This window comes from Streptomyces sp. NBC_00631 (genome assembly GCF_045206895.1).
Lineage (GTDB): Bacteria > Actinomycetota > Actinomycetes > Streptomycetales > Streptomycetaceae > Streptomyces.
Genome location: NZ_CP107734.1, coordinates 1,644,324 through 1,667,194, shown reverse-complemented (window position 1 = coordinate 1,667,194; position 22,871 = coordinate 1,644,324). Strand labels below are relative to the sequence as shown.

Annotated in this window: 17 protein-coding genes and 1 pseudogene; 10 read left to right on the top strand and 8 right to left on the bottom strand. The window is 73.7% G+C overall.

Annotated elements, in window-relative coordinates; genetic code table 11:
- Nucleotides 1-248 precede the first annotated feature (248 nt).
- The 3 genes and pseudogenes from OHB00_RS07790 to OHB00_RS07780 all read left to right on the top strand — a co-directional run.
- Nucleotides 249-1,001 (top strand): annotated as a pseudogene (locus OHB00_RS07790) (hypothetical protein); the annotation flags it as partial.
- A gap of 166 nt (nt 1,002-1,167) precedes the next feature.
- On the top strand, nt 1,168-2,253 hold the full coding sequence (locus OHB00_RS07785; RefSeq protein ID WP_406432612.1) for a hypothetical protein: 1,086 nt from the start codon (nt 1,168-1,170) through the stop codon (nt 2,251-2,253).
- Nucleotides 2,254-2,372: 119 nt separating this feature from the next.
- Nucleotides 2,373-3,398 (top strand): alcohol dehydrogenase, encoded by a 1,026-nt coding sequence (locus tag OHB00_RS07780; RefSeq protein WP_406432610.1) that lies wholly within the window; start codon nt 2,373-2,375, stop codon nt 3,396-3,398.
- Here the strand turns inward: OHB00_RS07780 and OHB00_RS07775 are convergent.
- The 3 genes from OHB00_RS07775 to OHB00_RS07765 form a co-directional block, all read right to left on the bottom strand.
- A complete protein-coding gene (locus OHB00_RS07775; RefSeq protein ID WP_406432608.1) occupies nt 3,389-3,565 on the bottom strand; it encodes a hypothetical protein in 177 nt (58 codons plus the stop codon). The genes OHB00_RS07780 and OHB00_RS07775 overlap by 10 nt on opposite strands.
- Complete coding sequence (locus tag OHB00_RS07770) at nt 3,562-4,506, bottom strand: polyprenyl synthetase family protein (RefSeq protein WP_406432606.1); 945 nt, start codon at nt 4,504-4,506, stop codon at nt 3,562-3,564. Before OHB00_RS07770 ends, OHB00_RS07775 begins: the two co-directional genes overlap by 4 nt.
- A 112-nt stretch (nt 4,507-4,618) precedes the next feature.
- Nucleotides 4,619-6,280 (bottom strand): SpoIIE family protein phosphatase, encoded by a 1,662-nt coding sequence (locus tag OHB00_RS07765; RefSeq protein ID WP_406432604.1) that lies wholly within the window; start codon nt 6,278-6,280, stop codon nt 4,619-4,621.
- Between the two features lie 502 nt (nt 6,281-6,782).
- Here OHB00_RS07765 and OHB00_RS07760 point away from each other — a divergent pair.
- Complete coding sequence (locus tag OHB00_RS07760; protein ID WP_406445653.1) at nt 6,783-10,796, top strand: molybdopterin-dependent oxidoreductase; 4,014 nt, start codon at nt 6,783-6,785, stop codon at nt 10,794-10,796.
- 4 nt (nt 10,797-10,800) lie between these two features.
- On the opposite strand, the gene OHB00_RS07755 is transcribed toward OHB00_RS07760, so the two are convergent.
- Entirely contained in the window at nt 10,801-11,817 is a 1,017-nt protein-coding gene (locus OHB00_RS07755) for a helix-turn-helix domain-containing protein (protein WP_406432602.1), read from the bottom strand.
- A 191-nt stretch (nt 11,818-12,008) separates the two neighbouring features.
- Between OHB00_RS07755 and OHB00_RS07750 the strand changes: the two genes are divergently transcribed.
- Together OHB00_RS07750 and OHB00_RS07745 are read left to right on the top strand one after the other, a co-directional pair.
- Nucleotides 12,009-14,063, top strand: a complete 2,055-nt coding sequence (locus OHB00_RS07750; RefSeq protein WP_406445651.1) for a molybdopterin cofactor-binding domain-containing protein — start codon at nt 12,009-12,011, stop codon at nt 14,061-14,063.
- Between the two features lie 31 nt (nt 14,064-14,094).
- On the top strand, nt 14,095-14,553 hold the full coding sequence (locus OHB00_RS07745) for a (2Fe-2S)-binding protein (RefSeq protein WP_406432600.1): 459 nt from the start codon (nt 14,095-14,097) through the stop codon (nt 14,551-14,553).
- 84 nt (nt 14,554-14,637) lie between these two features.
- Here OHB00_RS07745 and OHB00_RS07740 read toward each other — a convergent pair whose 3' ends face one another.
- A complete protein-coding gene (locus tag OHB00_RS07740) occupies nt 14,638-15,612 on the bottom strand; it encodes an alpha/beta hydrolase (protein ID WP_406432598.1) in 975 nt (324 codons plus the stop codon).
- Nucleotides 15,613-15,839: 227 nt separating this feature from the next.
- Between OHB00_RS07740 and OHB00_RS07735 the strand changes: the two genes are divergently transcribed.
- Nucleotides 15,840-16,721 carry an LLM class F420-dependent oxidoreductase gene (locus OHB00_RS07735; protein ID WP_406432596.1) on the top strand — a complete coding sequence of 294 codons (882 nt, stop codon included), beginning with the start codon at nt 15,840-15,842 and terminating at the stop codon, nt 16,719-16,721.
- A 114-nt stretch (nt 16,722-16,835) separates the two neighbouring features.
- Here OHB00_RS07735 and OHB00_RS07730 read toward each other — a convergent pair whose 3' ends face one another.
- Nucleotides 16,836-17,393: an NADPH-dependent FMN reductase gene (locus OHB00_RS07730; RefSeq protein WP_406432595.1), complete on the bottom strand. Its 558-nt coding sequence runs from the start codon at nt 17,391-17,393 to the stop codon at nt 16,836-16,838.
- 103 nt (nt 17,394-17,496) lie between these two features.
- Here OHB00_RS07730 and OHB00_RS07725 point away from each other — a divergent pair, with 103 nt between their 5' ends.
- Nucleotides 17,497-18,177, top strand: a complete 681-nt coding sequence (locus OHB00_RS07725; protein ID WP_406432593.1) for a TetR/AcrR family transcriptional regulator — start codon at nt 17,497-17,499, stop codon at nt 18,175-18,177.
- Here the strand turns inward: OHB00_RS07725 and OHB00_RS07720 are convergent.
- On the bottom strand, nt 18,152-19,378 hold the full coding sequence (locus OHB00_RS07720; RefSeq protein ID WP_406432591.1) for an FAD-dependent oxidoreductase: 1,227 nt from the start codon (nt 19,376-19,378) through the stop codon (nt 18,152-18,154). The genes OHB00_RS07725 and OHB00_RS07720 overlap by 26 nt on opposite strands.
- A gap of 9 nt (nt 19,379-19,387) precedes the next feature.
- A complete protein-coding gene (locus OHB00_RS07715) occupies nt 19,388-20,074 on the bottom strand; it encodes a TetR/AcrR family transcriptional regulator (RefSeq protein WP_406432589.1) in 687 nt (228 codons plus the stop codon).
- Nucleotides 20,075-20,255: 181 nt separating this feature from the next.
- Between OHB00_RS07715 and OHB00_RS07710 the strand changes: the two genes are divergently transcribed.
- Both OHB00_RS07710 and OHB00_RS07705 read left to right on the top strand, forming a co-directional pair.
- Nucleotides 20,256-21,302, top strand: coding sequence for a LacI family DNA-binding transcriptional regulator (locus OHB00_RS07710; RefSeq protein WP_406432587.1), 1,047 nt, complete (start codon nt 20,256-20,258; stop codon nt 21,300-21,302).
- 123 nt (nt 21,303-21,425) lie between these two features.
- Nucleotides 21,426-22,862 (top strand): benzaldehyde dehydrogenase, encoded by a 1,437-nt coding sequence (locus OHB00_RS07705; RefSeq protein ID WP_406432585.1) that lies wholly within the window; start codon nt 21,426-21,428, stop codon nt 22,860-22,862.
- Nucleotides 22,863-22,871: the final 9 nt, after the last annotated feature.

Here is a 22,871-nt window from a genome sequence, read left to right as displayed (position 1 = left end):
CCGTCTGACGGGCCGCCGCCGGGACGGCACCAGCTCCGGCGGCGGCCCGATGCCTTTTCCCCCACTCTCGCCGGGATGCACCTTTCCACCTCCCCATTGGCGCGGCCCTCGGCTGCCCGACCGCCTGGGTCCGGCCAACCCCGTCGCCTGCGCGGCGGACAGCGCGGGGACCCACACGTCCCAGCTCCTTGTGGTGCTCGGCACCACCGCCTTCCTCGCCACGGCCTGGCCGGCCACCACCGGTGGCCGACACCGCCAACGGCTGGACCTCCGGCAAGGCCCTCAGGTTCCCGAGCGGTTCCGGCACGCCCGACGACGAGGGCGTCACCCTGGCCGGCGCCGGATCCAGCGGGGGCGTGTACGTGGCCAGTGAGCGCAACGCCGACTCGTCCGGCACCAGCCGCCTGTCCGTCCTGAAGTACGACGTGAGCGGCACCGGCACCGCGCTCACGGCCACCACCGAGTGGAACCTGACCCCCGACCTGCCGTCGGTGGGCTCCAACCTCGGCCTGGAAGGCATCACCTGGGTCCCCGACGCCACCCTGACCGCCGCCGGGTTCAAGGACGCCTCGACCGGTGCCGCCTACAACCCGGCGAACTACGGTTCGCACACCGGCGGGGTGTTCTTCGTCGGCGTCGAGGGCACTGGCATGATCTACGGCTACGTCCTCACGGACGGCGGCACCTTCACCCGCGTCGCGTCCGTCAGCAGCGGCATGGCCGGCGTCATGGAGCTCCAGTGGGAGCCGCAGGCCTTGCGCCTCTGGGCCGTCTGCGACGACACCTGCTCCGGCCGGCACCGCACCCTGCAGATCAACTCCTCCGGTGTCTTCGCCACCACCGCCGTCCACAACCGCCCGTCCGGCATGGACAACTTCAACAACGAGGGCTTCGCCGTCTCCGGCTCCGACGCGTGCAGCGGCGGCAGCAAGCCCGTGTGGTGGTCCGACGACAGCAACGACAACGGTCACGTGCTGCGCAGGGGCACGATCACCTGCTGAGGCCCTGCCCGCGCGCGACACCGCGCTGTATCGTACCCGCGGCACCACACGCGCCACCGGCTCACAGCGTCAACTCCCTTACCGGCACGTCGACTTCACCGACGTGCCGGTTCCTTACGCCGCCCCCGGAGGAACCGTGGCAACCAGCCGCCCGCACCGTTCTCGGGTGCCTCTGACCCGACGCAGATCCCTCGCCGTGACGGCCGCCCTCGCCGCCGTCTGCTGTGCCGCCCTCACCCGGCCGACCCCCGCCGCCGCGGACGCCGCGACCGACCGCGCCGCCCTCGCCCGGTGGTGGGCCCCGGTCAACTTCCAGGACGTCGACTCCACCGGCGAGACGGCGCTCGGCGGCAAGTCCGACTACATCACGTCGTACGACTACGACGGCGACCTCAACGGCCGGAACAACTGGGAGAACACCAGCCAGTTCCCACTCGCGGCGCACGTCTACTACTCGGTCGTGCAGACCCCGACCTTCTCGTACCTGCTGTACATGTACTTCCACCCGCGCGACTGGTCGGACGGAGTCCTCGACAACTACCAGGAGGACCTCACCGAACACGAGAACGACGCCGAGGGCGTCCTGGTGGTCGTGGCCGACGACGGCTCCGCGCACGGACAGCTGAAGGCCGCGATCACGGTCGCGCACAGCAACTTCTACTCCTGGGTGCCCTCCGGCAGCGACTTCAGCAGCGGGCAGGAGAGCGTGGACGGCACGCTCAAGCTGCAGGGCGACCCGCACGACGACGGCCACGGCCGCCCGTTCACCACCCAGCAGCCCAACACCCACGCCGCATGGGCCGAGGGGTACCTGTCCCAGGAGCGCAGCCAGTACGCGAGCGGCGACGGCATCGTCTACTACCCCGGCGGCACCGCCGAGGTGCCGTCCGGTGCCAACGACCGTGACGTGCAGTACACCCTGACCGACATCTTCGCCGCCGACGGCATGTGGGCGAACCGCACCCTCACCACGCTGTTCGCGACCACCGACAACTTCGCCGGCGACGACAGCTCCGACCCCTACGGCGCCAGGTGCGGCGCGGGCGGCGTCCTCGGGCCGGCCAACGGCGCCTGCGACACCGACGCGGCCAACCCGCCCTGGGCCTGGGACGACGCCGACGACCTGCCCGGCCGCGGCTACCTCGCCACCAACCCCGCCGAACTCGTCTGGGACTACTTCGACTGGTCCGGCAAGCCCTCCGCGCCGGACCTCGCCTACACCTGGGACCAGTACAACGGCATCACCTCCTGATGGCACGACGGGGCGCCGCCGCGGTACCGGGCGCTCGACGCGCGGGATCAGCCCGGAACTGGTGTGCTGGGTGAGGGGGCTTCGGACCGTACCCGTCGTACCCGTTCCGGGAGTGACCCATGAGTATCTACCGAGTCGCGCAGGTGACCGCTCCGGGCGGGCCCTTCGAGATCGTCGAGCGGGAGGTGCCGAGGCCGGGCCGCGGCCAGGTGCGGATCGCCGTGGAGGCCTGCGGCGTCTGCCACAGCGACACCTTCTTCGTCACCGCCGCACTGCCCGGTGTCACGTTCCCGGTGGTCCCCGGCCACGAGATCGCCGGGCGGATCGAGGAGCTCGGCGAGGGCATCGAGGACTGGGGCTGGCAGCTCGGCGACCGGGTGGCGGTCGGCTGGTTCGGCGGCAGCTGCGGCCACTGCGAGCCGTGCCGCCGGGGCGACTTCGTCGTCTGCGAGAACCTGAAGACGCCCGGCTGGAGCTACGACGGCGGCTTCGGCGAGCAGGTCGTCGCGCCGGTCGACGCGCTGGCCCGCATCCCCGACGGGCTGACCGCGGCCGACGCGGCACCCATGGGCTGCGCGGGCGTGACCACCTTCAACGGCCTGCGGCGCAGCCCGGCCGAGCCCGGTGACCTGGTCGCCGTCGTCGGGCTCGGCGGGCTCGGCCACCTCGGGGTGAAGTACGCGGTGGCCATGGGCTTCGAGACGGTGGCCGTCGCCCGCGGCGCCGAGAAGGCCGACTTCGCCAAGCAGCTCGGCGCCCACCACTACGTCGACTCCACGGCCGCCACCCCGGTGGGGGAGGCCCTCCAGTCGCTCGGCGGTGCCAAGGCCGTGCTCGCCACCGCGGGCAACTCCCAGGCGATCACGGCGGCCGTGGACGGGCTGGCACCCCGTGGCGAACTCGTGGTGATCGGGGCCGACCCCGAGCCCCTCGGGATCAGCCCGCTCCAGCTGCTCATGAGCGGCCGGGTGGTCCGCGGCCATCCGTCCGGCACCGCGCGGGACGCGCAGGACACCATGGAGTTCAGCGCCCTGCACGGGATCCGCCCGACGATCGAGACCGTACCGCTGGAGCAGGCGGGCGAGGCCTACCAGAGGATGCTCAGCGGGGCGGCGCGCTTCCGGATGGTGCTCATCTACGACTGAGCGTCACGCACCGACCGCTCGGTGAGGCCGAGCGCGGCCGCCGGCAGCAGGTACCCGGCGGTGGCGGCGGGGACGGCCGGCGCGGCGCCGAGCGCGGTGAGGACCGGGGTGACCACCAGGTCGTACGGGCGCAGCGTCTCCAGATGACCGGACAGCCGTGTCCTCACCCGGCACCGTCCGGGCACCACGGCTCGGGTGTCAGCGCCTCGGCCGTCCGGTGCAGCGCGGCCCGGTGCGGGCCCCGCGGCAGCGCGTCCAGCTCCCGGCGGGCCCGCTCCGCGTACCTGCGCGCCAGCCGCGTGGACTCCTCCAGCGCGCCCGTCTCCACCAGCAGCCGCCCCACCTTCTCCGGATCCTTCGAGACCGGCCCGGCCAGCAGCAGGGGCAGGCTGGGCCGGCCGTTGCGCAGATCGCTGTCGGCGGGCTTGCCCTCCCGCCCGGCCTGCGGGCCGTACGGCAGCAGGTCGTCACGGATCTGGAACGCCACCCCGAGCGCATCCCCGTACCCGGCCAGCGCCCGCGCCTGCGCCGGCGAGCCGCCCCCCAGCACCGCGCCCACCTCGCAGCACGCACTCAGCAGCGCCGAGGTCTTCAGCCGGACCATCTCCAGGTACCCGTCGACCGCGTCCGGCGCCCGGACCGGGTCCAGCTCCCGGGCCACCCCCTGCGCCATCCGCCGGCCGGCCCGCGCCAGCGTGCCCACCGCCCGGGTCACGGCGGCCTCCGGCACCCCGCGCCGACCGCACTCGACCACCTGCTCGAACAGCGCGAACATCAGCGCGTCACCGCCGAGGACGGCCGCGCCCGGCCCGAACCTGACGTGCCCCGACGGCTTGCCGCGGCGCAGCCGGTCGTCGTCGAGGATGTCGTCGTGCAGCAGGCTCGCCACATGCACCAGTTCCACCCCGACCGCCGCGGGCATGACCCGCTCGCACGACCCGCCCACGGCAGCCGCCGACTGCAGCAGCAGCACCGGCCGCAGCAGCTTTCCCGGCGGGTGCAGCGCCCAGCGGTGCACCTCCGTCAGCGGACCCCCGGGGTCCCGGTCCAGCCAGTCCCGCAGCGCCTGCTCCACGGCGGCCGCCGTGCCGTTCTCCTCGTGCCGCATGCCCGGTCCTCACTGCTGATCGTTTCCCTGGCGGTGAACGAGCCACGCCTCGCGCTGTCACACGGCGGCCAGAGGCGCGGCGGGCGCGCGCCCGGGCGTACGGACGTGGCGCTCAGCCTCGTACCGCACGGGCCGCGAGCAGCGCGATGTCGTCCTCCGAGCCGCCGGCGAGGCGCGCGAGGACGGTGTCGAGGATCTTGTCCAGCGGGTCGGTCGGGCACAGCGACAGGCCCGTCAGCCGCGCCAGGCCGCAGTCGATGTCCTCGCCGCGCCGCTCCACCAGCCCGTCCGTGTACAGGAGCAGCACCCCGCCCCGCTCCGGGGTGACGCCCTGCTCGTACCGGCCCAGCCCGCTGCCCAGCGGCGGGCCGACCGGCACCGGCACCAGCCGTATCTCGCCCTGCGGGGTGAGCCAGGCCGGCGGCAGATGCCCGGCGCTGGCGTAGGTGAGCGTGGCGACGTCCGAGTCACCGAGCGCCAGGAAGCAGGTGGCCACCCGCTCGAAGCCGGAGTCGGCGACCATGCGGTCCGCGTGCTGCAGGATGTGGCGCGGCGAGAGCCCCGCGAGCGCCAGGGCGCGCAGCGTCGAACGGTAGTGGCTCATCGCCACCGCCGCGTCCACGCCATGGCCCATCACGTCCCCGATGACCAGCATGGTGCGGCCGTCGGGCAGCGCCAGCACGTCGTACCAGTCGCCGCCGATCATCGAACCGTCGTCGGCGGGACGGTAGCGCGCGGTGGTCTCCACACCGGCGTGCTGCTGCAGCTGGCCGGGTTCGGCCAGCAGAGCCCGCTGCAGCTCCAGAGCCATGGTGTGCTCGCGTTCGAAGCGGACCGCCCGGTCCAGGGCGCGCGCGGCGCGGGCGGCGAGCTCGCGGGCCACCGTGGCGTCCTCGTTCGAGAACGGCCCGGAGTCCCCGGCCCTGGCCAGCAGCAGAATGCCCAGCACCCGGCCGTCCGCGACCAGGGGGGCGAGCAGCACCGAGTGGACACGGGCGGTCAGACACGCCTGGGCCGGCGCCCAGCGCGGGATCAGCGACCGCCACTGCGCCGCCGTGATCGCGTTGCGCCGCCAGATCCGTCCGGCCGCCAGGTTCCGCCGGGACCCGGTGCCGCGCGGCCAGCCGACCAGCTCGCCGCGCGCGTCAAGGGCCGCGAGACCGGAGACGAGCCCCGGACGCGTGGCGTACGCCGCGAGCCGGGTCGGGGTCCGCCGCGCCGACACCGTGTCCGGTGGACTGAGCTCCACCCCGGCCGCGTCCGCCAGTTCCGGTACGACGAAATCCGCCAGCTCGCGGCAGGTCCCGGCGACATCGGTGCCGGTGCCGATCCGGGACGCGGCCGAGTCCAGCAGCGCCAGCCGCCGGTGCGCGCGCTCCAGCTCGTACACGTACTGCTGCGGCTCGCTGATCTCCAGGCCCACCGCGGCGACGCCCACGACCTTGCCGGTGCCGTCCACGAGCCGGTGGTACACGCACCGCCACTCGCGGACCTGGTACGGCGAGTCCACCCAGGTGCGCCCGGTGACGACGGCCTCGCGCGGCCGTCCGTCGCGGATGACGTCCCGCAGCACCTGGTCGGGCCGCTGGATGTGCGGCAGTACCTCGTGCTGGGTGCGGCCGAGGTAGGCGGCGGCGGGCAGGCCCGTCGACCGGGCCATGTGCGGATTGACGTAGAGATAGCGCAGCTCGGTGTCGAGGACCGCGAAACCGACGGCCGCGTCCTCGACGATGCCGCGCAGCAGGTCGACGTACCCGACGTCGACGGGGGGCACGCCCGGTGCCGCCGATGCCGTAGGAGAGCCCCGCGCGACCGGTCCCGGCGGTGCGGCCGGGAGCCCCGGTGCGGCCGGTGGCGCCGGTGCGGCCGGTGGCGCCGGTGCGGCCGGTCGTCGTGAGGAGGCGTACCTGTCCACCCGGTCCTCCTCGCCTGCCCCCTCCCTCGGCCGCCCTCATCCTGCAACAGGTCCCGGCACCGCGCATCCCGGGACCGGCCGGGGCCGTCGTGCGGGGCGCCCCGGGAGCGGTCCTGGGGCGGGGCCGGCCGGCGTCCCGGGCGCTTCCGCTCACAGCGACCGGACCGGGTCTGTGCGGCGGCCTTAACCCCCGTCGATCGGGAGCGGTGACGCCGGCGTAATCAGCCGTACATACGGTCGAGGTCGAATGGAAGAGGCTGACCAGCAGGAACAGGGGGCGCCCGTGGCCGCGCCGGACTCGCGCAGCACCGACACCGGCAGGGTGCGGACCGTCTGCTCGTACTGCGGGGTCGGCTGCGGCATGGTCCTGGACATCGGGATGGGACCGGACGGCCGCCGCACCGTCCTCAAGGCCTCCGGGGACAAGGAGCACCCCGCGAACTTCGGCAGGCTCTGCACGAAGGGCGCCACCACCGCCGACATGCTCGCCGCGCCCGGCCGGCTGACCACCGCCCTGCTGCGGCCCGAGCGGGGCGAGGAGGCGGTGCCGTCGGCCGTGGACGCGGCGGTCGCGGAGACCGCGCGACGCCTGCGCGCGATCGTCGACGAGCACGGCCCCGACGCGGTCGCCCTCTACGTCTCCGGCCAGATGAGCCTGGAGGCCCAGTACCTCGCCAACAAACTCACCAAGGGCTGGCTCCGCACCAACAACATCGAGTCCAACTCCCGGCTCTGCATGGCCAGCGCCGGCACCGGCTACAAGCTCTCCCTCGGCGCCGACGGCCCGCCCGGCTCGTACCAGGACCTCGACAAGGCGGACGTCTTCCTGGTCATCGGCGCCAACATGGCCGACTGCCACCCGATCCTCTTCCTGCGGCTGATGGACCGGGTGAAGGCGGGCGCGAAGCTCATCGTCGTCGACCCGCGCCGCACGGCCACGGCCGCCAAGGCGGACCTCTTCCTCCAGATCAGGCCGGGCACCGACCTCGCGCTCATGAACGGCCTGCTCCACCTGCTGTACGAGAACGGCCACACCGACCCGGAGTTCATCGCCGCGTACACCGAGGGCTGGGAGGCGATGCCGGAGTTCCTCGCCGACTACCCGCCCGCCGCCGTCGCCGACATCACCGGGATTCCCGAGGCCGACCTGCGCGCGGCCGCCCGGCTGATCGGCGAGGCGGGGGAGTGGACCAGCTGCTGGACCATGGGCCTCAACCAGTCCACGCACGGGACATGGAACACCAACGCGCTGGTCAACCTGCACCTTGCCACCGGGAAGATCTGCCGCCCCGGCAGCGGCCCGCTCTCCCTCACCGGCCAGCCCAACGCCATGGGCGGCCGGGAGATGGGGTACATGGGACCGGGCCTGCCCGGCCAGCGTTCGGTCCTCGTCGACGCCGACCGCGCCTTCGTCGAGGAGCGGTGGGGGCTCGGGCCCGGCACGATCCGCGCCGACGGCGCCGGCAAGGGCACGGTGGAGATGTTCCAGAAGATGGCCGACGGCGAGATCAAGGCCTGCTGGATCATCTGCACCAACCCGGTCGCCTCCGTCGCCAACCGCCGGACCGTCATCGAGGGCCTGGAGACCGCCGAGTTCGTCGTCACCCAGGACGTCTTCACCGACACCGAGACCAACGCCTACGCCGACGTCGTCCTGCCCGCCGCCCTGTGGACCGAGACCGAGGGCGTTCTCATCAACAGCGAGCGCAACCTCACCCTCGCCCGCCCCGCCGCCGACCCGCCCGGCGAGGCCACCGCCGACTGGCGGCTGATCGCCGGTGTCGCCCGCGCGATGGGCTTCGAGGACGGCTTCTCCTACGACAGCGCGGAGGAGATCTTCGAGGAGATCAAACGCTTCCACAACCCGCAGACCGGCTACGACCTGCGGGGTGTGACCTACGACCGGCTGCGCACCGCCCCCGTCCAGTGGCCGGCCGCCACCGCCGACGGCCCCGACCGCAACCCCGTCCGGTACCTCAACCCCGACGGCTCCCTCACCTTCGCCACCGCCTCCGGGCGCGCCGTCTTCCACGCCCGGCCGCACGTGGACCCCGCCGAGATGCCGGACGACGACTACCCGTTCGTCCTCAACACCGGCCGTCTCCAGCACCAGTGGCACACCCTGACCAAGACCGCGAAGGTCGCCAAGCTGAACAAGCTCAACCCCGGCCCGTTCGTCGAGGTGCACCCCGAGGACGCGGCCGCGCTCGGGCTCGCCGACGGCGACTCCGTGGAGGTCGCCTCGCGGCGCGGCCGGGCGGTGCTGCCGGCGGTCGTCACGGACCGGGTGCTGCCGGGGTCCTGCTTCGCGCCGTTCCACTGGAACGACCTGTTCGGCGAGTATCTCAGCGTCAACGCGGTGACCAGCGACGCGGTCGACCCCCTGTCCTTCCAGCCCGAGTTGAAGGTGTGCGCGGTGTCGCTGACCAAGGTGTCCACGCCCGTCACCGTGCAGGCGCCCGGTACCGAGGAGACCCCGGCCGCCGTCCTCGCACCGGCTGCCGCCGCTGTGGCGCCCACCGCCGTGCTGCCGTCCGCCGCCTCCGTCTTCGGCCTCGACCCTGCACCCCCGCCGGTCCTCACCGACCGCGAACGGCAGTACCTGGTCGGCTTCCTCGCCGGCATCCCGGTCGGCGCCCCCGGCGTCCCCGTGCTGCCGCCGGACGCGCCGTTCAGCCCCGAGCACGCCCTGTGGGTCAACGGCACCCTCGCCGGCATGTACTCCCGCACCGGCGCGGCCCCGGTCACCGCGTCGGCGTCGCCGACCCGCCAGGTGGTGGTGCTGTGGGCCTCGCAGACCGGCAACGCCGAGGACTTCGCCGCCACCACCGCCGAGCGGCTCACCGCCGGCGGCCACGCGGCCTCCCTCGTCGCCATGGACCAGGCCGACCCGGCCGCCCTGCCCACCGGCGCCGACCTGCTCCTGATCACCAGCACCTTCGGCGACGGCGACGCCCCCGACAACGGCGCCGGCTTCTGGGACGGCCTGGCCGCCCTCGACACCGGCCGTCTCGCGGGCCGCCGGTACGCCGTGCTGGCCTTCGGCGACTCCACCTACGACGACTTCTGCGGGCACGGCCGGCGCCTGGACAGCCGTATGGACGAACTCGGCGCGGTCCGGCTCGCGCCGCGCACCGACTGCGAACCGGACTACGAGAACCAGGCGGAGGCCTGGCTCGATCAGGTGCTCACCGCCCTCAAGGACGAGTCCCCGCCTTCCCCCGCGGCGGACCCCGCGCCCGCCAGGTCCCGGCGCCCCGCCCCCGTCACCGCCCGGCTCGTCGGCAACCGGCTGCTCAGCCTGCCCGGCGCCGGCAAGGAGGTCCGCCGCTTCACCTTCGACAGCCGAGACAGCGAGACCCCGCTGGTCTACGAGGCCGGCGACGCGCTCGGAGTCCGCCCGCGCAACTCCCGTGACCTGGTGGCGGAATGGCTGGACGTCACGGGTCTCGACGCCACGACCGGCGTGGAGATCAGCGGAGTCGGCGAAGTCCCTCTCGCCGAAGCGCTCTCCCGCCATCTGGACATCACCCGCGTCACGCCGGACCTGCTCCGCTTCGCCGCCGAACGCACCCGTGATCCGCGCGAGTTGCGCAAGCTGCTGCGCCCCGACAACAAGGACGAGCTGGCCAAGTGGTCCTGGGGCCGGCAGGCGGTCGACGTCGTCACCGAGTTCGGGATCCGCGCCGACGCCGGGGAATGGACGGATGTCCTCGGCAGGCTCCAGCCGCGCCTGTACTCCATCTCGTCCAGCCCGCTCACCGACCCCCACCTGGTCTCGCTCACCGTCTCCGTCGTCCGCTACGAGAACCTGCACGGCAGGCCCCGGCAGGGCGTCTGCTCACCGTTCCTGGCCGACGCCGAACCCGGCACCGAGGTGCCGGTGCACGTCCAGCGCTCCCCGCACTTCCGGCCGCCCGCCGATCCGGCGACCCCCATGGTCATGGTCGGCCCCGGCACCGGCGTGGCGCCGTTCGTGGGCTTCCTGGAGGAGCGCCGCGCCCGCGGCCACCGCGCCCCCAACTGGCTGTTCTTCGGCGAACAGCACCGGGCCACCGACTTCTACTACGAGGAGGAGCTCAGCGCCCTGCTCGCCGAGGGCACTCTGAGCCGCCTCGACACCGCTTTCTCCCGCGACCAGCGCGCCAAGGTCTACGTCCAGGACCGGATGCGCGAACACGGCCCGCTGCTGTGGTCCTGGCTCCAGGACGGCGCCCACTTCTACGTCTGCGGCGACGCCTCCCGGATGGCCAAGGACGTCGACCGGGCCCTGAAGGACATCGTCACCGTGCACGGCGGACTGACCGAGGACGAGGCGACGGTGTACGTCAAGCAGCTTGCCGCGGACCGGCGTTACGTCCGGGACGTCTACTGACGCGCTACTGGTTCGCCATCAGATGGCGCATGGTGAGGGCCAGTTGCAGCCGGAACCGGCCCTGCGGGGTGCGCACCGACCAGCCCAGCAGATGCTCCGCGTGCGTCAACCGGTCCTGGAGCGTGGAGTGATGCACGTTGACCTCGGCGGCCGCCGCCCGCAGGCTCGCCGTCGACGCGACCGCGTGCAGCGTGCGCAGCATCCAGGGCGCGTCCGCCGCGGCGGCCTGCACGGCACGGACGTCCGGCGCCGGTTCCGCACCGGGTACGACGAGACCGGCGAGCAGCGCGACCCCGCCCAGCTCGTCGGCGTGCACCACGGGCGGGCCGCCGGACTCCTGCGCGCCGCCGTCGGAGGTGAACCGCAGCGCGGTGCGGGCCGCCGCCCAGGACCGGGGGAGGTCCACGACGGGCACCGAGGTCCCCACGCCCGCCCGTCCCGCCGGCGGCACTGGTGACGGGACGTCCGCCACGATCCGGGGCGGCCCGTCGGCGGCCGCCACCGCCCGGAACCGGGCCGCCGGGTCGGCGGTGTCCAGGCCGAGCCGACGGGCCGCGTGCAGCCGGGCCGCCGGCGGGGCGCCGGCGTCCAGGACCGTCTCGACCAGTGCGGGGTCGTCCACCGGCGGCCCCGGGGCCCGCCCGCGGGTGCGGTCGAGCACGGATCGTACGGCTGCCGAGGCCCGCTCCAGGATCACCGCGTCGACGACGCTCGGACCGTCGCCCCCGGCCCGCTCCAGCCACAGCCCGGGCGGCCCGCCCGGCACCAGCGGCGCGCACGGCCAGCCCGGCTCGGGCGCGCCCGCGGCGTCCGTCCGCCGTCCGTCCGGCTCCACCCGCAGCCGGACCCCCCGCTCCTCGTCGGCCAGCCGCGCCGGACACCCGGCGAGCACGGCGGCCCCGCGCACCAGCGCCTCCAGACCGGCCCGGGTCTCGGCCAGCCGGTCGAAGTACGCGATGACCGCGACGGCGGCCCCGGCATCCGGGTCCACCGCGGCCAGCCGCCCCGCCAGCTCTTTCATACGGCCATGATGCGCCATCCGACCCCGCGGCGAGGAGAGCCCGGTGCGGCAGGCAACCCCCGCGGACGCCCGCCCCTCCTAGCTGTCGAGACCCGGTGCCGCACAGTGCCGGCACAGGAACCGACCGACAGGAGTCCCGCTTGGAACGCAACGAGCCCTCGCGGGCCGCCGGACCGTCCCGCCGGAGATTCATGGTGTACACGGTCGCCGCGACCACTCTCACGGTGGCCGCCCCGCTCGGCTGCGACACCTCGGTGGCCGACGGCGCCACCGCGGCCCCCGGAGTCCTGGTCACCGGCACCGACGAGGAGATGCTCGTCCTGGAGGTCACCGCGGCCAACGAGGTCGTCGTACGGCTGCCCCGGGTCGAGGTCGGCCAGGGCATCACCACCGCCGTCGCCATGATGATCGCCGAGGAGCTGGACGCCCGCCTCGCCGACGTGCGGATCCCCCTCGCCGACGCCCGCACCAGGGGCAACCAGTACACCGGGGGCTCCAGCTCGGTCAGTTCGCTCTACGGCCCCGCCCGGCAGCTCGCCGCCACCGCACGCGCCCGGCTGGTGACCGCGGCCGCCCGCCGCTGGCGGCTCCCCGCGCGCATCCTGCGCACCTGGAACACCATGGTCGTGGCCCCCGACGGCCGGACGGCCACCTTCGGCTCCCTCACCGTGAGCGCCGCCCGGATCCGCACCCCGGACGTGCCGGGCAAGCCCAAGCCGGCCGCCCGGCACCGGGTGATCGGGAAGCCGACGACCAGGATCGACGCCCGGGACATCGTCACCGGCGCCGCGAAGTACGCCGGTGACCTGGCGGTGGCGGGCGCGAAGCCGACCGTGGTGGCCCGGCCGCCGACCCTGCGCGGCACACTGGTCTCCCTCGACGACACGGCCGCCCGCGCTCTGCCCGGCGTCCACGCGGTCGTGCGGATCCCCGGCGGGGTCGCCGTCGTGGCGGAGACCTTCCACCACGCCTTCCAGGCCCGGGACGCGCTGAGGATCACCTGGGCCGACGGGCCGCTCGCATCCCTGTCCGACAAGGAGATCCGCGCCCGGCTGCGGGCCGCGGTACCCCGGCTCGGCTCTCCGCCGCGCGGTTCCACCCAGGTCGAGGGCGAGTTCGCGTTCGCGTTCGTCAGCCACGCCCCGATGGAGGTGCTGACCGCCGTCGCCGACGTCCGCTCCGACCGGGCCGAACTGTGGTTCGCCACCCAGACACCGATGGACGCCCGCGACACCCTCGCCGACCTGCTCGGGCTCCCGAAGACCGTCGTACGGGTCCATGTGATGCGCGGAGGCGGTTCGTTCGGGCGGCGGCTCACCTTCGACCAGGCGATCGAGGCGGCGCTCGTCTCCAAGGCCGCCCGCAGACCCGTCAAGCTGATGTGGAGCCGCAACGACGACACCCGGCACGGCAGGATGCGCCCCGCCGACCACCACCGGATCCGGGCCAGTCTCGCCGGGGGCCGGGTGGTGGCCTTCCAGCACATGTCGGCCTCGGTCGGGGAGTCGTCCGACGAAAAGGGCGTGGCCGTGCGGACCGGTGCGGTACGGCCGTTGCCCAGCGACAGCGGGCTGTACGACTTCGGCCGGGTGAGCGGTGACTCGGGCGGCATCGAGCTGCCGATACCGCTCGGCGCCTGGCGCTCGGTCGACTCCGGGACCATGCGCACGGCGGAGGAGATCGTCGTCGACGACATCGCCCGCGCGCTGGGCCAGGACCCGGTCGCCTTCCGCCGTACCACCCTGCGCGGCAGGACGGTGAAGGCCGTGCTCGCCAAGGCGGCCGCCGCCGGCCACTGGGGCCGCCGCATGCCCGCGGGAACCGCCCAGGGCGTCGCCGTCCACGAGGAGTACGGGTCCGCCGTCGCCTGCCTGGCCGAGATCGACGCCACCGACCCGAGGAACCCCCGGGTCACCAAGGTGGTGATGGCCGCCGACGTCGGTACGGCCGTCAACCCGCGCGGCCTTCAGGCGCAGTTGATGGGCACTGCCGTCGACGGCATCTCCACCGTGCTGCGGGCCGGACTGCACATCGACCGGGGAGCGGTCCGTGAGGGCAGCTTCGCCGACTTCCACTACGCCCGCCAGCGCCACGCCCCGCTGGAGTTCGAGGCCCACATCCTTCCGTCCGGCGGGGATCCGGGCGGCGCCGGTGAACTCGGTGTCCCCGCGGCGGCGGGCGCCGTCGCCAACGCCTACGCCCGCGCCACCGGCAGGAAGCCCCGCAGCTTCCCGCTCGACTTCTGACCCGCTGCTTCCCGACTCACCGAAGGCACCGATGCGTTCGTATTCGTTCGTCCTCAACGGCAGACCCGTGACGGTCGAGGCCCCCGCCGACCTGCCCCTCCTGTGGGTCCTGCGCGACATGCTCGGCGTCACCGGGCCCAAGTACGGCTGCGGGGTGGGCGTCTGCCGCGCCTGCACCAGCCACCTCGACGGCGAGGAGATCCAGCCCTGCGTCGTCCCGGTCGCCGACTGCGCGGACCGCGCGGTCACCACCATCGAGGGCCTCGCCGACGGCGACACCCTGCACCCCGTCCAACAGGCCTGGCTGGACTGCGACGTGGCCCAGTGCGGCTTCTGCCAGCCCGGCCAGATCATGGCAGCCGCCGCCCTGCTCAAACGCACCCCGCATCCGACGGACGCCGACATCGACGACATCGAGAACGTCTGCCGCTGCGGCACCTACTCCAGAATCCGAGAGGCGATCAAGAAGGCGTCGGCGAAGGGTGGTTGAGCCCCGAACGCGGCTGCCCCCGGGCGAAGCCGGTTCGGCCGACGCCCTCGCAGGGGCCTCACGCCCCGCCCGTCCGGCCGGTCCTCACCGCGCCAGCAGCCGGCGCAGCCACTCCATGTGGGCCGCTCGGGCCGCCTGGGACAGGGCGGACTGGGGGGCGAAACCGTCGAAGCCGTGGAAGCCGCCGGGCCAGACATGGAGTTCGGCGATGCCGCCGGACTGCCACAGGCGGGAGGCGTAGGTGACGGTCTCGTCGCGGAAGGTCTCGGCGGAGCCGACGTCGAGGAAGGCCGGGGGGAGGTTCGTGAGGTCGGTGGCGCGGGCCGGGGACGCGTAGGGGGAGACGTCGGGACCGCCCCGGCGCTCGCCGAGCAGGGCGGTCCAGCCGGTCTCGTTGGCCGTGCGGTCCCAGACGCCGAGGCCCTTCATCTGGTGGCTGGAAGGGGTGTCGTTGCGGTCGTCGAGCATCGGGCAGAGCAGCATCTGGCCGATCACCGACGGACCCTGACGGTCCCTCAGGAGGAGGGCCAGGGCCGCGGTGAGGCCGCCGCCCGCGCTGGCGCCGGCGATCACGATACGGTCCGGGTCGCCGCCGATCTCCTTCGCGTGCTCCGCAGTCCACAGCAGTCCCGCGTACACGTCCTCCACCGGCGCCGGATGCGGATGCTCGGGCGCCAGCCGGTACTCCACCGACACCACCACCGCGCCCAGCTCCTTCGCCCAGGCCAGCGGCGCGTCCACGCCCACCCGGTTGTTGCCGAGCACCATGCCGCCGCCGTGCACGTGGTAGATCACCGGCAGCGGTCCGGGGGCCGCCGGGGCGACCGGGCGGCAGATCAGCAGCGAGATCTCCGGCGCGTCCGCCGGGCCGGGGACCGCGCGGTCCTCCACCTCAAACGTGCCCCCCATCGTGAGGTCCAGCTCGGCGAGGAGCTGTATCCCCGCGCCCTGCCGGATCGTGGCGATGTCCGCCATCGTGAACGCCGGGGAGATCACGTCCTTGATCAGCTCCAGGGCGGCGGAGAGCTCGGGGTCGAACGGGGGCGGTACGGAGGTCATGGCGGCTCCTTGCGGTGGTGCGCTGCGGCTCGTACGCCTATGATCCGCGCGGTCGTGCGCTCCCCGTGGCCGCCGGACGGCGGAAGCTCCCCGCCGTCCGGCGGGTGCCTGTCCGCACACCCGTCCCGGACCCGCCGGGCCGCCCGCGCCGGGGCTTGACTTCGAGCGCTCTCGAAGACCTAGCGTCGAGGGGGCAGACGACGATCAGGGCGGAACGGAGAACGGCCATGCGCGTGGGCGTGCACATCAACCGGTTCAACCATTCTGGCGGCGGACCCGCCCTCGGCGCCGAACTCGCCGCCGCCGGTGCCGCGGCCGAGGCGGCGGGCGTCAGCTGGGTCTCGGTGATGGACCACTATTTCCAGATGGAGTTCAACGGCGGCGCCGAGGACCCCATGCTGGAGGCCTACACCACCCTCGGCTACCTCGCCGGACGCACCTCGACCGTGCGGCTCGGTGCCCTGGTGACCGGAGTGACGTACCGGCATCCCGGACTCCTCGCCAAGATCGCCACCACCCTCGACGTGGTGTCCGGCGGCCGGGCCACGCTGGGCATCGGCGCCGCCTGGTACGACCGTGAGCACCACGGCCTCGGCGTGCCCTACCCGCCGCTCGCGGAGCGCTTCGAGCGGCTGGAGGAGACGCTGAGGATCTGCCTGCAGATGTGGGACCCGGAGAACAACGGCCCCTTCGAGGGCCGGCACTACCAGCTCGCCGAGACCCTCTGCGTGCCCGCCCCGTTGAGCACTCCGCATCCCGAGATCATGATCGGCGGGCAGGGCGAGAAGAAGACCCTGCGCCTGGTCGCCCAGTACGCCGACGCCTGCAACCTCATCCCCTCCTCCCCGGAGGAGCTGCGGCACAAGCTGGACGTGCTGCGCGGGCACTGCGACACCGTCGGGCGGGACTACGACACCATCCGCAAGACCATCGCGTACGGCGCCGAACCGGCCACCGCGGGCGACCTGGACGCCTTCACCCGGGACATCGAGGGCTACGCCAAGCTCGGCGTCGACACCGTCATCCTGTCCCCCCGCCTGGGCGAGACCTCGGGCTGGATGGAGACCTTCGCCGCCCCGGCCGTGCGGCGGCTCGCCGGGATCGAGTGACGAGGCCGGAGGGAGCGGGGGCGCGCAGGACGTGAAGAGGGACCGGAGCTCACCGGCTCCGGTCCCTCTTCACGGGGTGCTCCAGGCGGCGACGCCCGGGGGCGCGCGGGTGCCTCAGGCGGCCACGGCCACATTGCCGTGCAGGCGGGCGACGACCTCGGTCAGCTGGGCCGCGACCTCGGCGTCGTCGGCCGGGTGGGTCTCGGCGAAGCGGGTCACCGAGCCGGGGATCGACAGCTTGATGTCCTCGATCACCTTGCCGCCGGCGATGCCCACGGCCTTGCGGGCCTCGTCCTGCGCCCACACGCCGCCGTACTGGCCGAAGGCGGTGCCGACGACGGCGACCGGCTTGCCGCCGAAGGCGCTCGCGCCGTACGGGCGGGACAGCCAGTCGATGGCGTTCTTGAGGACGGCCGGGATGGTGCCGTTGTACTCGGGGGAGAAGAGCAGGAACGCGTCGGCGGCCTGGGCGGCCTCGCGCAGCTTCGCGGCGACGGCCGGGACGCTGCCCGCGACGTCGATGTCCTCGTTGTAGAACGGGATGTCGGCCAGGCCCTCGAAGACCTCGACCACGGCACCCTCGGGGGCGAGCTTGACGGCCGCCTCGGCGAGCTGGCGGTTGTGCGAACCGGCGCGGAGACTGCCGACGAGCGCAAGGATGCGGACAGACATGGGGAACTCCAGGGGGGTGCTGAAACACTGCCGTTACGAATACGGACCGAGGTCCGCTTAATTTCTAACATCCTAAACGGACCCCGGTCCAGTTCTGTTCCCCATGCTTTACGCTGTCTTCATGTCCAGCGTCCTGCCGCCTCTCCCGCAGCCCCAGGAGCCCTTCGACACGCCGCAGTTGCTTGAGGTCGGGCCGGCTCCCGAAGAGCCGTGCCTGCGTGCCGACGCGGCCCGGAACCGCGCCCGGCTGCTGGAGGCCGCCGCCCGGCTGATCGCCGAGCACGGGGTGGCCGGCGTGACCATGGAGGCCGTGGCCGCGGCGGCCGAGGTGGGCAAGGGCACGGTCTTCCGCCGCTTCGGCGACCGCACCGGGCTGCTGATGGCCCTGCTCGACCACTCCTCGCGGCAGCTCCAGGCCGACTTCCTCGGCGGTCCCCCGCCGCTGGGCCCCGGCGCCCTGCCGGTCGAGCGGCTCCGGGCGTTCGGCGTCGCCGTGCTCTACCGCGCGGCAGAGCAACTGGACCTCCAGCTGGCCGCCCAGCCCGAGCCCACCCGGCGCTATGCCAATCCGCCGATTCAGGCGCTGCGCACGCACGTCACGATGCTGCTGCGGCAGATCCAGCCGGACGCCGACTGCGAACTGCTCGCCCAGACGCTTCTCGCGTACCTCGACCCCGCCCAGATCCACCATCTGACCAGGCAGTGCGGGATGCCGCTGGAGCGCCTGGAAGCCGGCTGGATCGACCTGGTCGACCGCGTCACACGGACGGCGCCACCCCACTGACGTCCGTCCCGCCGACGCCCTGCTTGCCGCCGTCCTGCTCGTCGGCGCCCGGCTCGTCGGCGTCCGGCTCGCCGCCGGTGAACATGTCGACCAGCCCCCGTGGGGCGTCGGCGCTGAACAGCATCGCGCCGCTCCGCGCGGAGTCCGCCGCGGAAAGCTCGGCACGCGCGAACATCCTCTCCTCGTAGGCGGCCACGGCGGCCTCGGTGTCGCCGGGGTGGGCGACGAGCGCGAGGCCCAGGTCGGCCCCGTCGATCAGCGCCAGATTGGCGCCCTCACCGGCGAACGGCGACATCAGGTGCGCCGCGTCGCCGAGCAGCGTGACCCCCGGCGCCCGGTCCCAGCGGTGGCCGACCGGCAGGGCATGGATCCGCCGCGGCACCAGCGTGCCCTCGGCGTCCCCGACCAGCGCCCGCAGGCTCTTGTCCCAGTCGCCGAAGTGATCGAGCACGGCCCGCTTGGCCGCCTCGGTGTCGGTGAAGTCGATCCCGTCCAGCCACTCCTCGGGTGCCTTCATCGCCGTGTACACATGCAGGCTGCCGTCGCTCTCCCGGTGGCCGAGGAAGCCCCGGCCCGCGCCGAGCGCGAACAGCATGCCGCCGCCGACCACCTCGGCGCTCACCGGATGGCGTACGTCCGCGTCCGGCAGGTCCGCCTCCACGAACGAGATCCCGGTGTACGCGGGCCGCGCGTCCGAGACCAGCGGACGCACCCGGGACCAGGCGCCGTCCGCACCGACCAGCAGATCCGTGGTGAAGGAGCCGCCGTCCGCAAGGGCGACCTCGTGCCGGCCGGCACCGAGCGGGCGGGCCCCGGTGACCTTCGCGCCCCAGCGGATCACGCCCTCGGGCAGGGAACCGAGCAGCAGCTGGCGCAGATCGCCCCGGTCGATCTCCGGCCGCCCGCCGGCGCCGTCGTCCGGCATGTCCAGCAGGACCCGGGCGTCCTTGTCCAGCACGCGCGTCGCCTGGCCGCCCGGATGGACGTGCGTCAGGAACGCGTCGTACAGCCCGGCCGCGCGCAGCGCCACCTGGCCGGAGTCGTCGTGGATGTCGAGCATGCCGCCCTGGGTACGGGCCGCGGGGGAGGCGTCGAGGTCGAAGACGGCCGCCTCGACGCCGTGCACCCGCAGCACGCGGGCGAGCGTGAGCCCGCCGAGGCCGGCTCCGACGATGGCTATCGGGTGGTGGGGAGTGGACATGACGGTCTCCTAGTCGCGCGGCGCGTGCGGCGCCTGTTCGGGTACGGCGGTGTGCTCGATGCCGTTGATCAGGGCCTGGAACGCCCACGACACCCGGGCCTCGGGCGCGCCCGACAGGAGCGTCCCGGAGGCGGCGGCGATGTGCGGATGGGTGCGGCCCGACACCTGGCGCAGCGCCCGGCCGAGGGAGTCCCAGTCCTCCTGGGACGCCTCGCCCGCGTGTTCGGCGGCGGTCGCGGTGGCACGCTGGAGCAGCAGGTCGACCCCCCAGGCGGCCCGCTCGCGCGCCACTCCGCCCTCGTCGAGCAGGCCCAGCAGGGTCTCGATCAGGTTCAGGTAGTGCGGGCCGCTCGGCCACGAGGTCAGCGCGGAGCGGGCCAGGCTCGGATGCTCCAGCAGCATCGTGGTGTAGGCGACGAGCACCTGCTCCAGCCGTTCCCGCCAGGTGCCCTCCGCCGGGGCCGGGCCCACGGTGCCGAGCAGCTCGTCCAGGACCGCCGCGTGCAGTTCGGCGGTGTTGCGGACGTAGACGTACAGGGAGGCCGGGCCGGTGTCGAGCTCCTGGGCCAGGCGTCGCATGGTGACCTTCTGCAGCCCTTCGGCGCGCAGGATCCGCACGGCGGCGGCGACGATGCCCTCCCTGGTCAGGGCGGGCTTGGCGGGACGCTCCCGGCGGGAACGGGGGGTTGCTGGCATGCGTCCAAGGTAGCGAACATGTTCGTTGCGAACAAGTTCGCTACAAACGTGTTCGCCGAACGTCGGTCAGCACGCGCACCGCCTCGTCGACGCCCGCGCCGGGCCGGGTGGCCGAGGCCCAACTCGTCGAACCCTCAACCACCTTGCCCCGCCGGTCCCCCCTGTGCGGGCCTCTGCCAAGATGCCGTACGTCATGGTGCAGATCCCCCAAACGCCCTCGGCAGCGTCGCCGGTCCCGCGCTCGGTCCCCACGAGCGCCGATGTGGCCCGCCTGGCCGGAGTCTCCCGCGCGACCGTCTCCTACGTCCTGAACAACACCAGCGCCGTCCGGATCAGCGAGCCCACCCGCCGCCGGGTCCACGAGGCCGCGAAGGAGCTCGGGTACGTCCCCCACGCGGCCGCCCGCACCCTGCGCGCCGGACACAGCCGGATGGTCCTGATGTCCGCCCCGGCCATCGCGATGGGCCCGTTGTACGGGCAGTTCATCAACGACCTCCAGTGGGCCCTCAGCCGCCTCGACTACACGGTCGTCCAGTACGGCAGCGCGGGCCTGCGTGGCGACGAAGCGGCCCGCGCCTGGGCGGAGTTGAGGCCGGTGGCCGTGATGGTGCCCGGCGCCGAACTCGGTCCCGAGGGCGTCGCGGTCCTCAAGCGGGCCGGCGCCCGCGCCGTGGTCACCATCGGCCCCGAGCGGGTCGACGGCGCCCACGCCCTGCTGATGGACCACGACGCCGTCGGCAAATGCGCCGGCAGTCATCTGTACGCCCGCGGCCGGCGCCGGATCGGCGTGCTCGTCCCCGAGGAGACCGGCCTGGAGACCTACTCCCGGCCCCGCCTCGAAGGCGTACGCCAGGCCCTGTACGGCACGGACGCCGAGGTGACCGGGCTGCCGCTCGGCTACACCGAACAGTCGGCGGCCGAACTCGCCGCCCGCTGGCCGGAGTTGGGCATCGACGCGGTGTTCGCGTACAACGACGAGTACGCGATGCTGTTCATGCGCGCCCTCCAGGACGCGGGCGTGCGGATCCCCGAGGACACGGCGGTGCTCGGCGCCGACGACCTGATGCTCGGCCGGCTGCTGCGGCCCCGGCTCTCCACCATCCACATCGACCTGCCCTCTGGTCGCGACCTCGCCGAGCTGGTCGACCGCGTGGTGCGCGATCCGGGCGGCGAACCGGAGCTGCACCGGGTGCTCGGCGCCACGGTGGTGCAGCGCGACTCCAGCTGATGGGCCACCCTGGTCGGGGGCGTGCTTTTCCGGGCTCCCTGGCTAAGATGTTGCGCGCTCAACCAAACGGCTCATAGGAGCGCTGTGGGCCGCGCAACCCCGGTGATCGATCGGAGAGCCGTCATGCCGTTGCTCGACCCGAAGACCTGGCAGCCGAGCGTCCTGTCCGGCGCACAGTACGAAGTCACCGAGCCCGCCACCGGCGACGCACTCGGCACGGTCACCCTGGCCGCCCCCGCGGACGTCTCCACGGCCGCCGCGGCCGCCCGCGCCGCACACCGGGACTGGGCCCGCGCCCCGCACTTCGTCCGCGCCCAGGTCCTGCGCAGGGCGGGCGACCTGTTCACCGAGCACGCCGACGAACTGCGCGAGTGGATCGTCCGCGAGTCCGGCTCCATACCCGGCAAGGCGGACTTCGAACTGCACGTCGCCGCCCAGGAGTGCTACGAGGCCGCCGCCCTCGCCTCCCGCCCGGCCGGCCAGGTGCTGCCCAGCGAGGCGCCCCGGCTGTCGTACACCCGCCGGATCCCGGTCGGTGTCGTCGGGGTGATCTCGCCGTTCAACGCGCCGCTGATTCTTTCCATCCGCTCGGTCGCGCCCGCCCTCGCCCTCGGCAACGGGGTCGTCCTCAAGCCCGATCCGCGCACGGCCGTCTGCGGCGGGCTCGCGCTCGCCGCGGTGTTCGCCGAGGCCGGACTGCCGGAGGGGCTGCTGCACGTGCTGCCCGGCGGGGCCGACGTCGGCGCCGCGCTGGTCGAGGACCCGCTGGTGCCGGTGATCTCCTTCACCGGCTCGACGGCGGCGGGCCGCGCGGTCGGCGAGGCCGCGGGCCGCCATCTCAAGCGCGCCCATCTCGAACTCGGCGGCAACTCCGCCCTGATCGTCCTGGAGGACGCCGACCTCGACGCCGTGATCTCCACGGCCGCCTGGGGATCCTTCTTCCACCAGGGCCAGATCTGCATGACCACCGGCCGGCACCTGGTCCACGCCTCGCTCGCCGAGGAGTACGCCGAACGCCTCGCCGCCAAGGCGGACTCGCTCGCCGTCGGCGACCCGCACCGCGAACAGGTCCACCTCGGACCGGTCATCGACGCCGGTCAACTCGCCAAGATCCACGGCCTGGTGGAGTCGAGCACCGCCCGGGGCGCGCGACTCGCCGCCGGCGGCACCCACGAGAACCTCTTCTACCGGCCGACGGTCCTGACCGGCGTGGACGACCGCACACCCGCCTACGTCGAGGAGGTCTTCGGGCCGGTCGCGCCCGTCCGGTCCTTCGCCGACCTCGACGAGGCCGCCGCGCTCGCGGCCGACAGCTCCTACGGCCTCTCGCTCGGCATCGTCACCCGGGACACGGCGCGCGGCCTGGACCTCGCCGAACGCATCCCGACCGGCATCGTCCACATCAACGACCAGACCGTGAACGACGAGGCCGTGGCCCCCTTCGGCGGAGTGGCCGCCTCCGGGACCGGCGCCCGGTTCGGCGGCGAGTCCAACCTGGAGGCGTTCACGGACGTGCGCTGGACGACCGTACGCGGGGACGTGGCGACCTACCCCTTCTGACGTCCGGCA

What these genes read in the sequence shown, in the direction of transcription:
- OHB00_RS07780 (WP_406432610.1), top strand. Translation starts at nt 2,373, where the DNA reads ATGAGTATCTACCGAGTCGCGCAGGTGACCGCTCCGGGCGGGCCCTTC.
- OHB00_RS07710 (WP_406432587.1), top strand. Translation starts at nt 20,256, where the DNA reads ATGCCGTACGTCATGGTGCAGATCCCCCAAACGCCCTCGGCAGCGTCG.
- OHB00_RS07745 (WP_406432600.1), top strand. Translation starts at nt 14,095, where the DNA reads ATGCGTTCGTATTCGTTCGTCCTCAACGGCAGACCCGTGACGGTCGAG.
- OHB00_RS07740 (WP_406432598.1), bottom strand. Translation starts at nt 15,612, where the DNA reads ATGACCTCCGTACCGCCCCCGTTCGACCCCGAGCTCTCCGCCGCCCTG.
- OHB00_RS07755 (WP_406432602.1), bottom strand. Translation starts at nt 11,817, where the DNA reads ATGAAAGAGCTGGCGGGGCGGCTGGCCGCGGTGGACCCGGATGCCGGG.
- OHB00_RS07760 (WP_406445653.1), top strand. Translation starts at nt 6,783, where the DNA reads ATGGTCCTGGACATCGGGATGGGACCGGACGGCCGCCGCACCGTCCTC.
- OHB00_RS07725 (WP_406432593.1), top strand. Translation starts at nt 17,497, where the DNA reads ATGCTTTACGCTGTCTTCATGTCCAGCGTCCTGCCGCCTCTCCCGCAG.
- OHB00_RS07720 (WP_406432591.1), bottom strand. Translation starts at nt 19,378, where the DNA reads ATGTCCACTCCCCACCACCCGATAGCCATCGTCGGAGCCGGCCTCGGC.
- OHB00_RS07715 (WP_406432589.1), bottom strand. Translation starts at nt 20,074, where the DNA reads ATGCCAGCAACCCCCCGTTCCCGCCGGGAGCGTCCCGCCAAGCCCGCC.
- OHB00_RS07730 (WP_406432595.1), bottom strand. Translation starts at nt 17,393, where the DNA reads ATGTCTGTCCGCATCCTTGCGCTCGTCGGCAGTCTCCGCGCCGGTTCG.
- OHB00_RS07735 (WP_406432596.1), top strand. Translation starts at nt 15,840, where the DNA reads ATGCGCGTGGGCGTGCACATCAACCGGTTCAACCATTCTGGCGGCGGA.
- OHB00_RS07750 (WP_406445651.1), top strand. Translation starts at nt 12,009, where the DNA reads ATGGTGTACACGGTCGCCGCGACCACTCTCACGGTGGCCGCCCCGCTC.
- OHB00_RS07705 (WP_406432585.1), top strand. Translation starts at nt 21,426, where the DNA reads ATGCCGTTGCTCGACCCGAAGACCTGGCAGCCGAGCGTCCTGTCCGGC.
- OHB00_RS07770 (WP_406432606.1), bottom strand. Translation starts at nt 4,506, where the DNA reads ATGCGGCACGAGGAGAACGGCACGGCGGCCGCCGTGGAGCAGGCGCTG.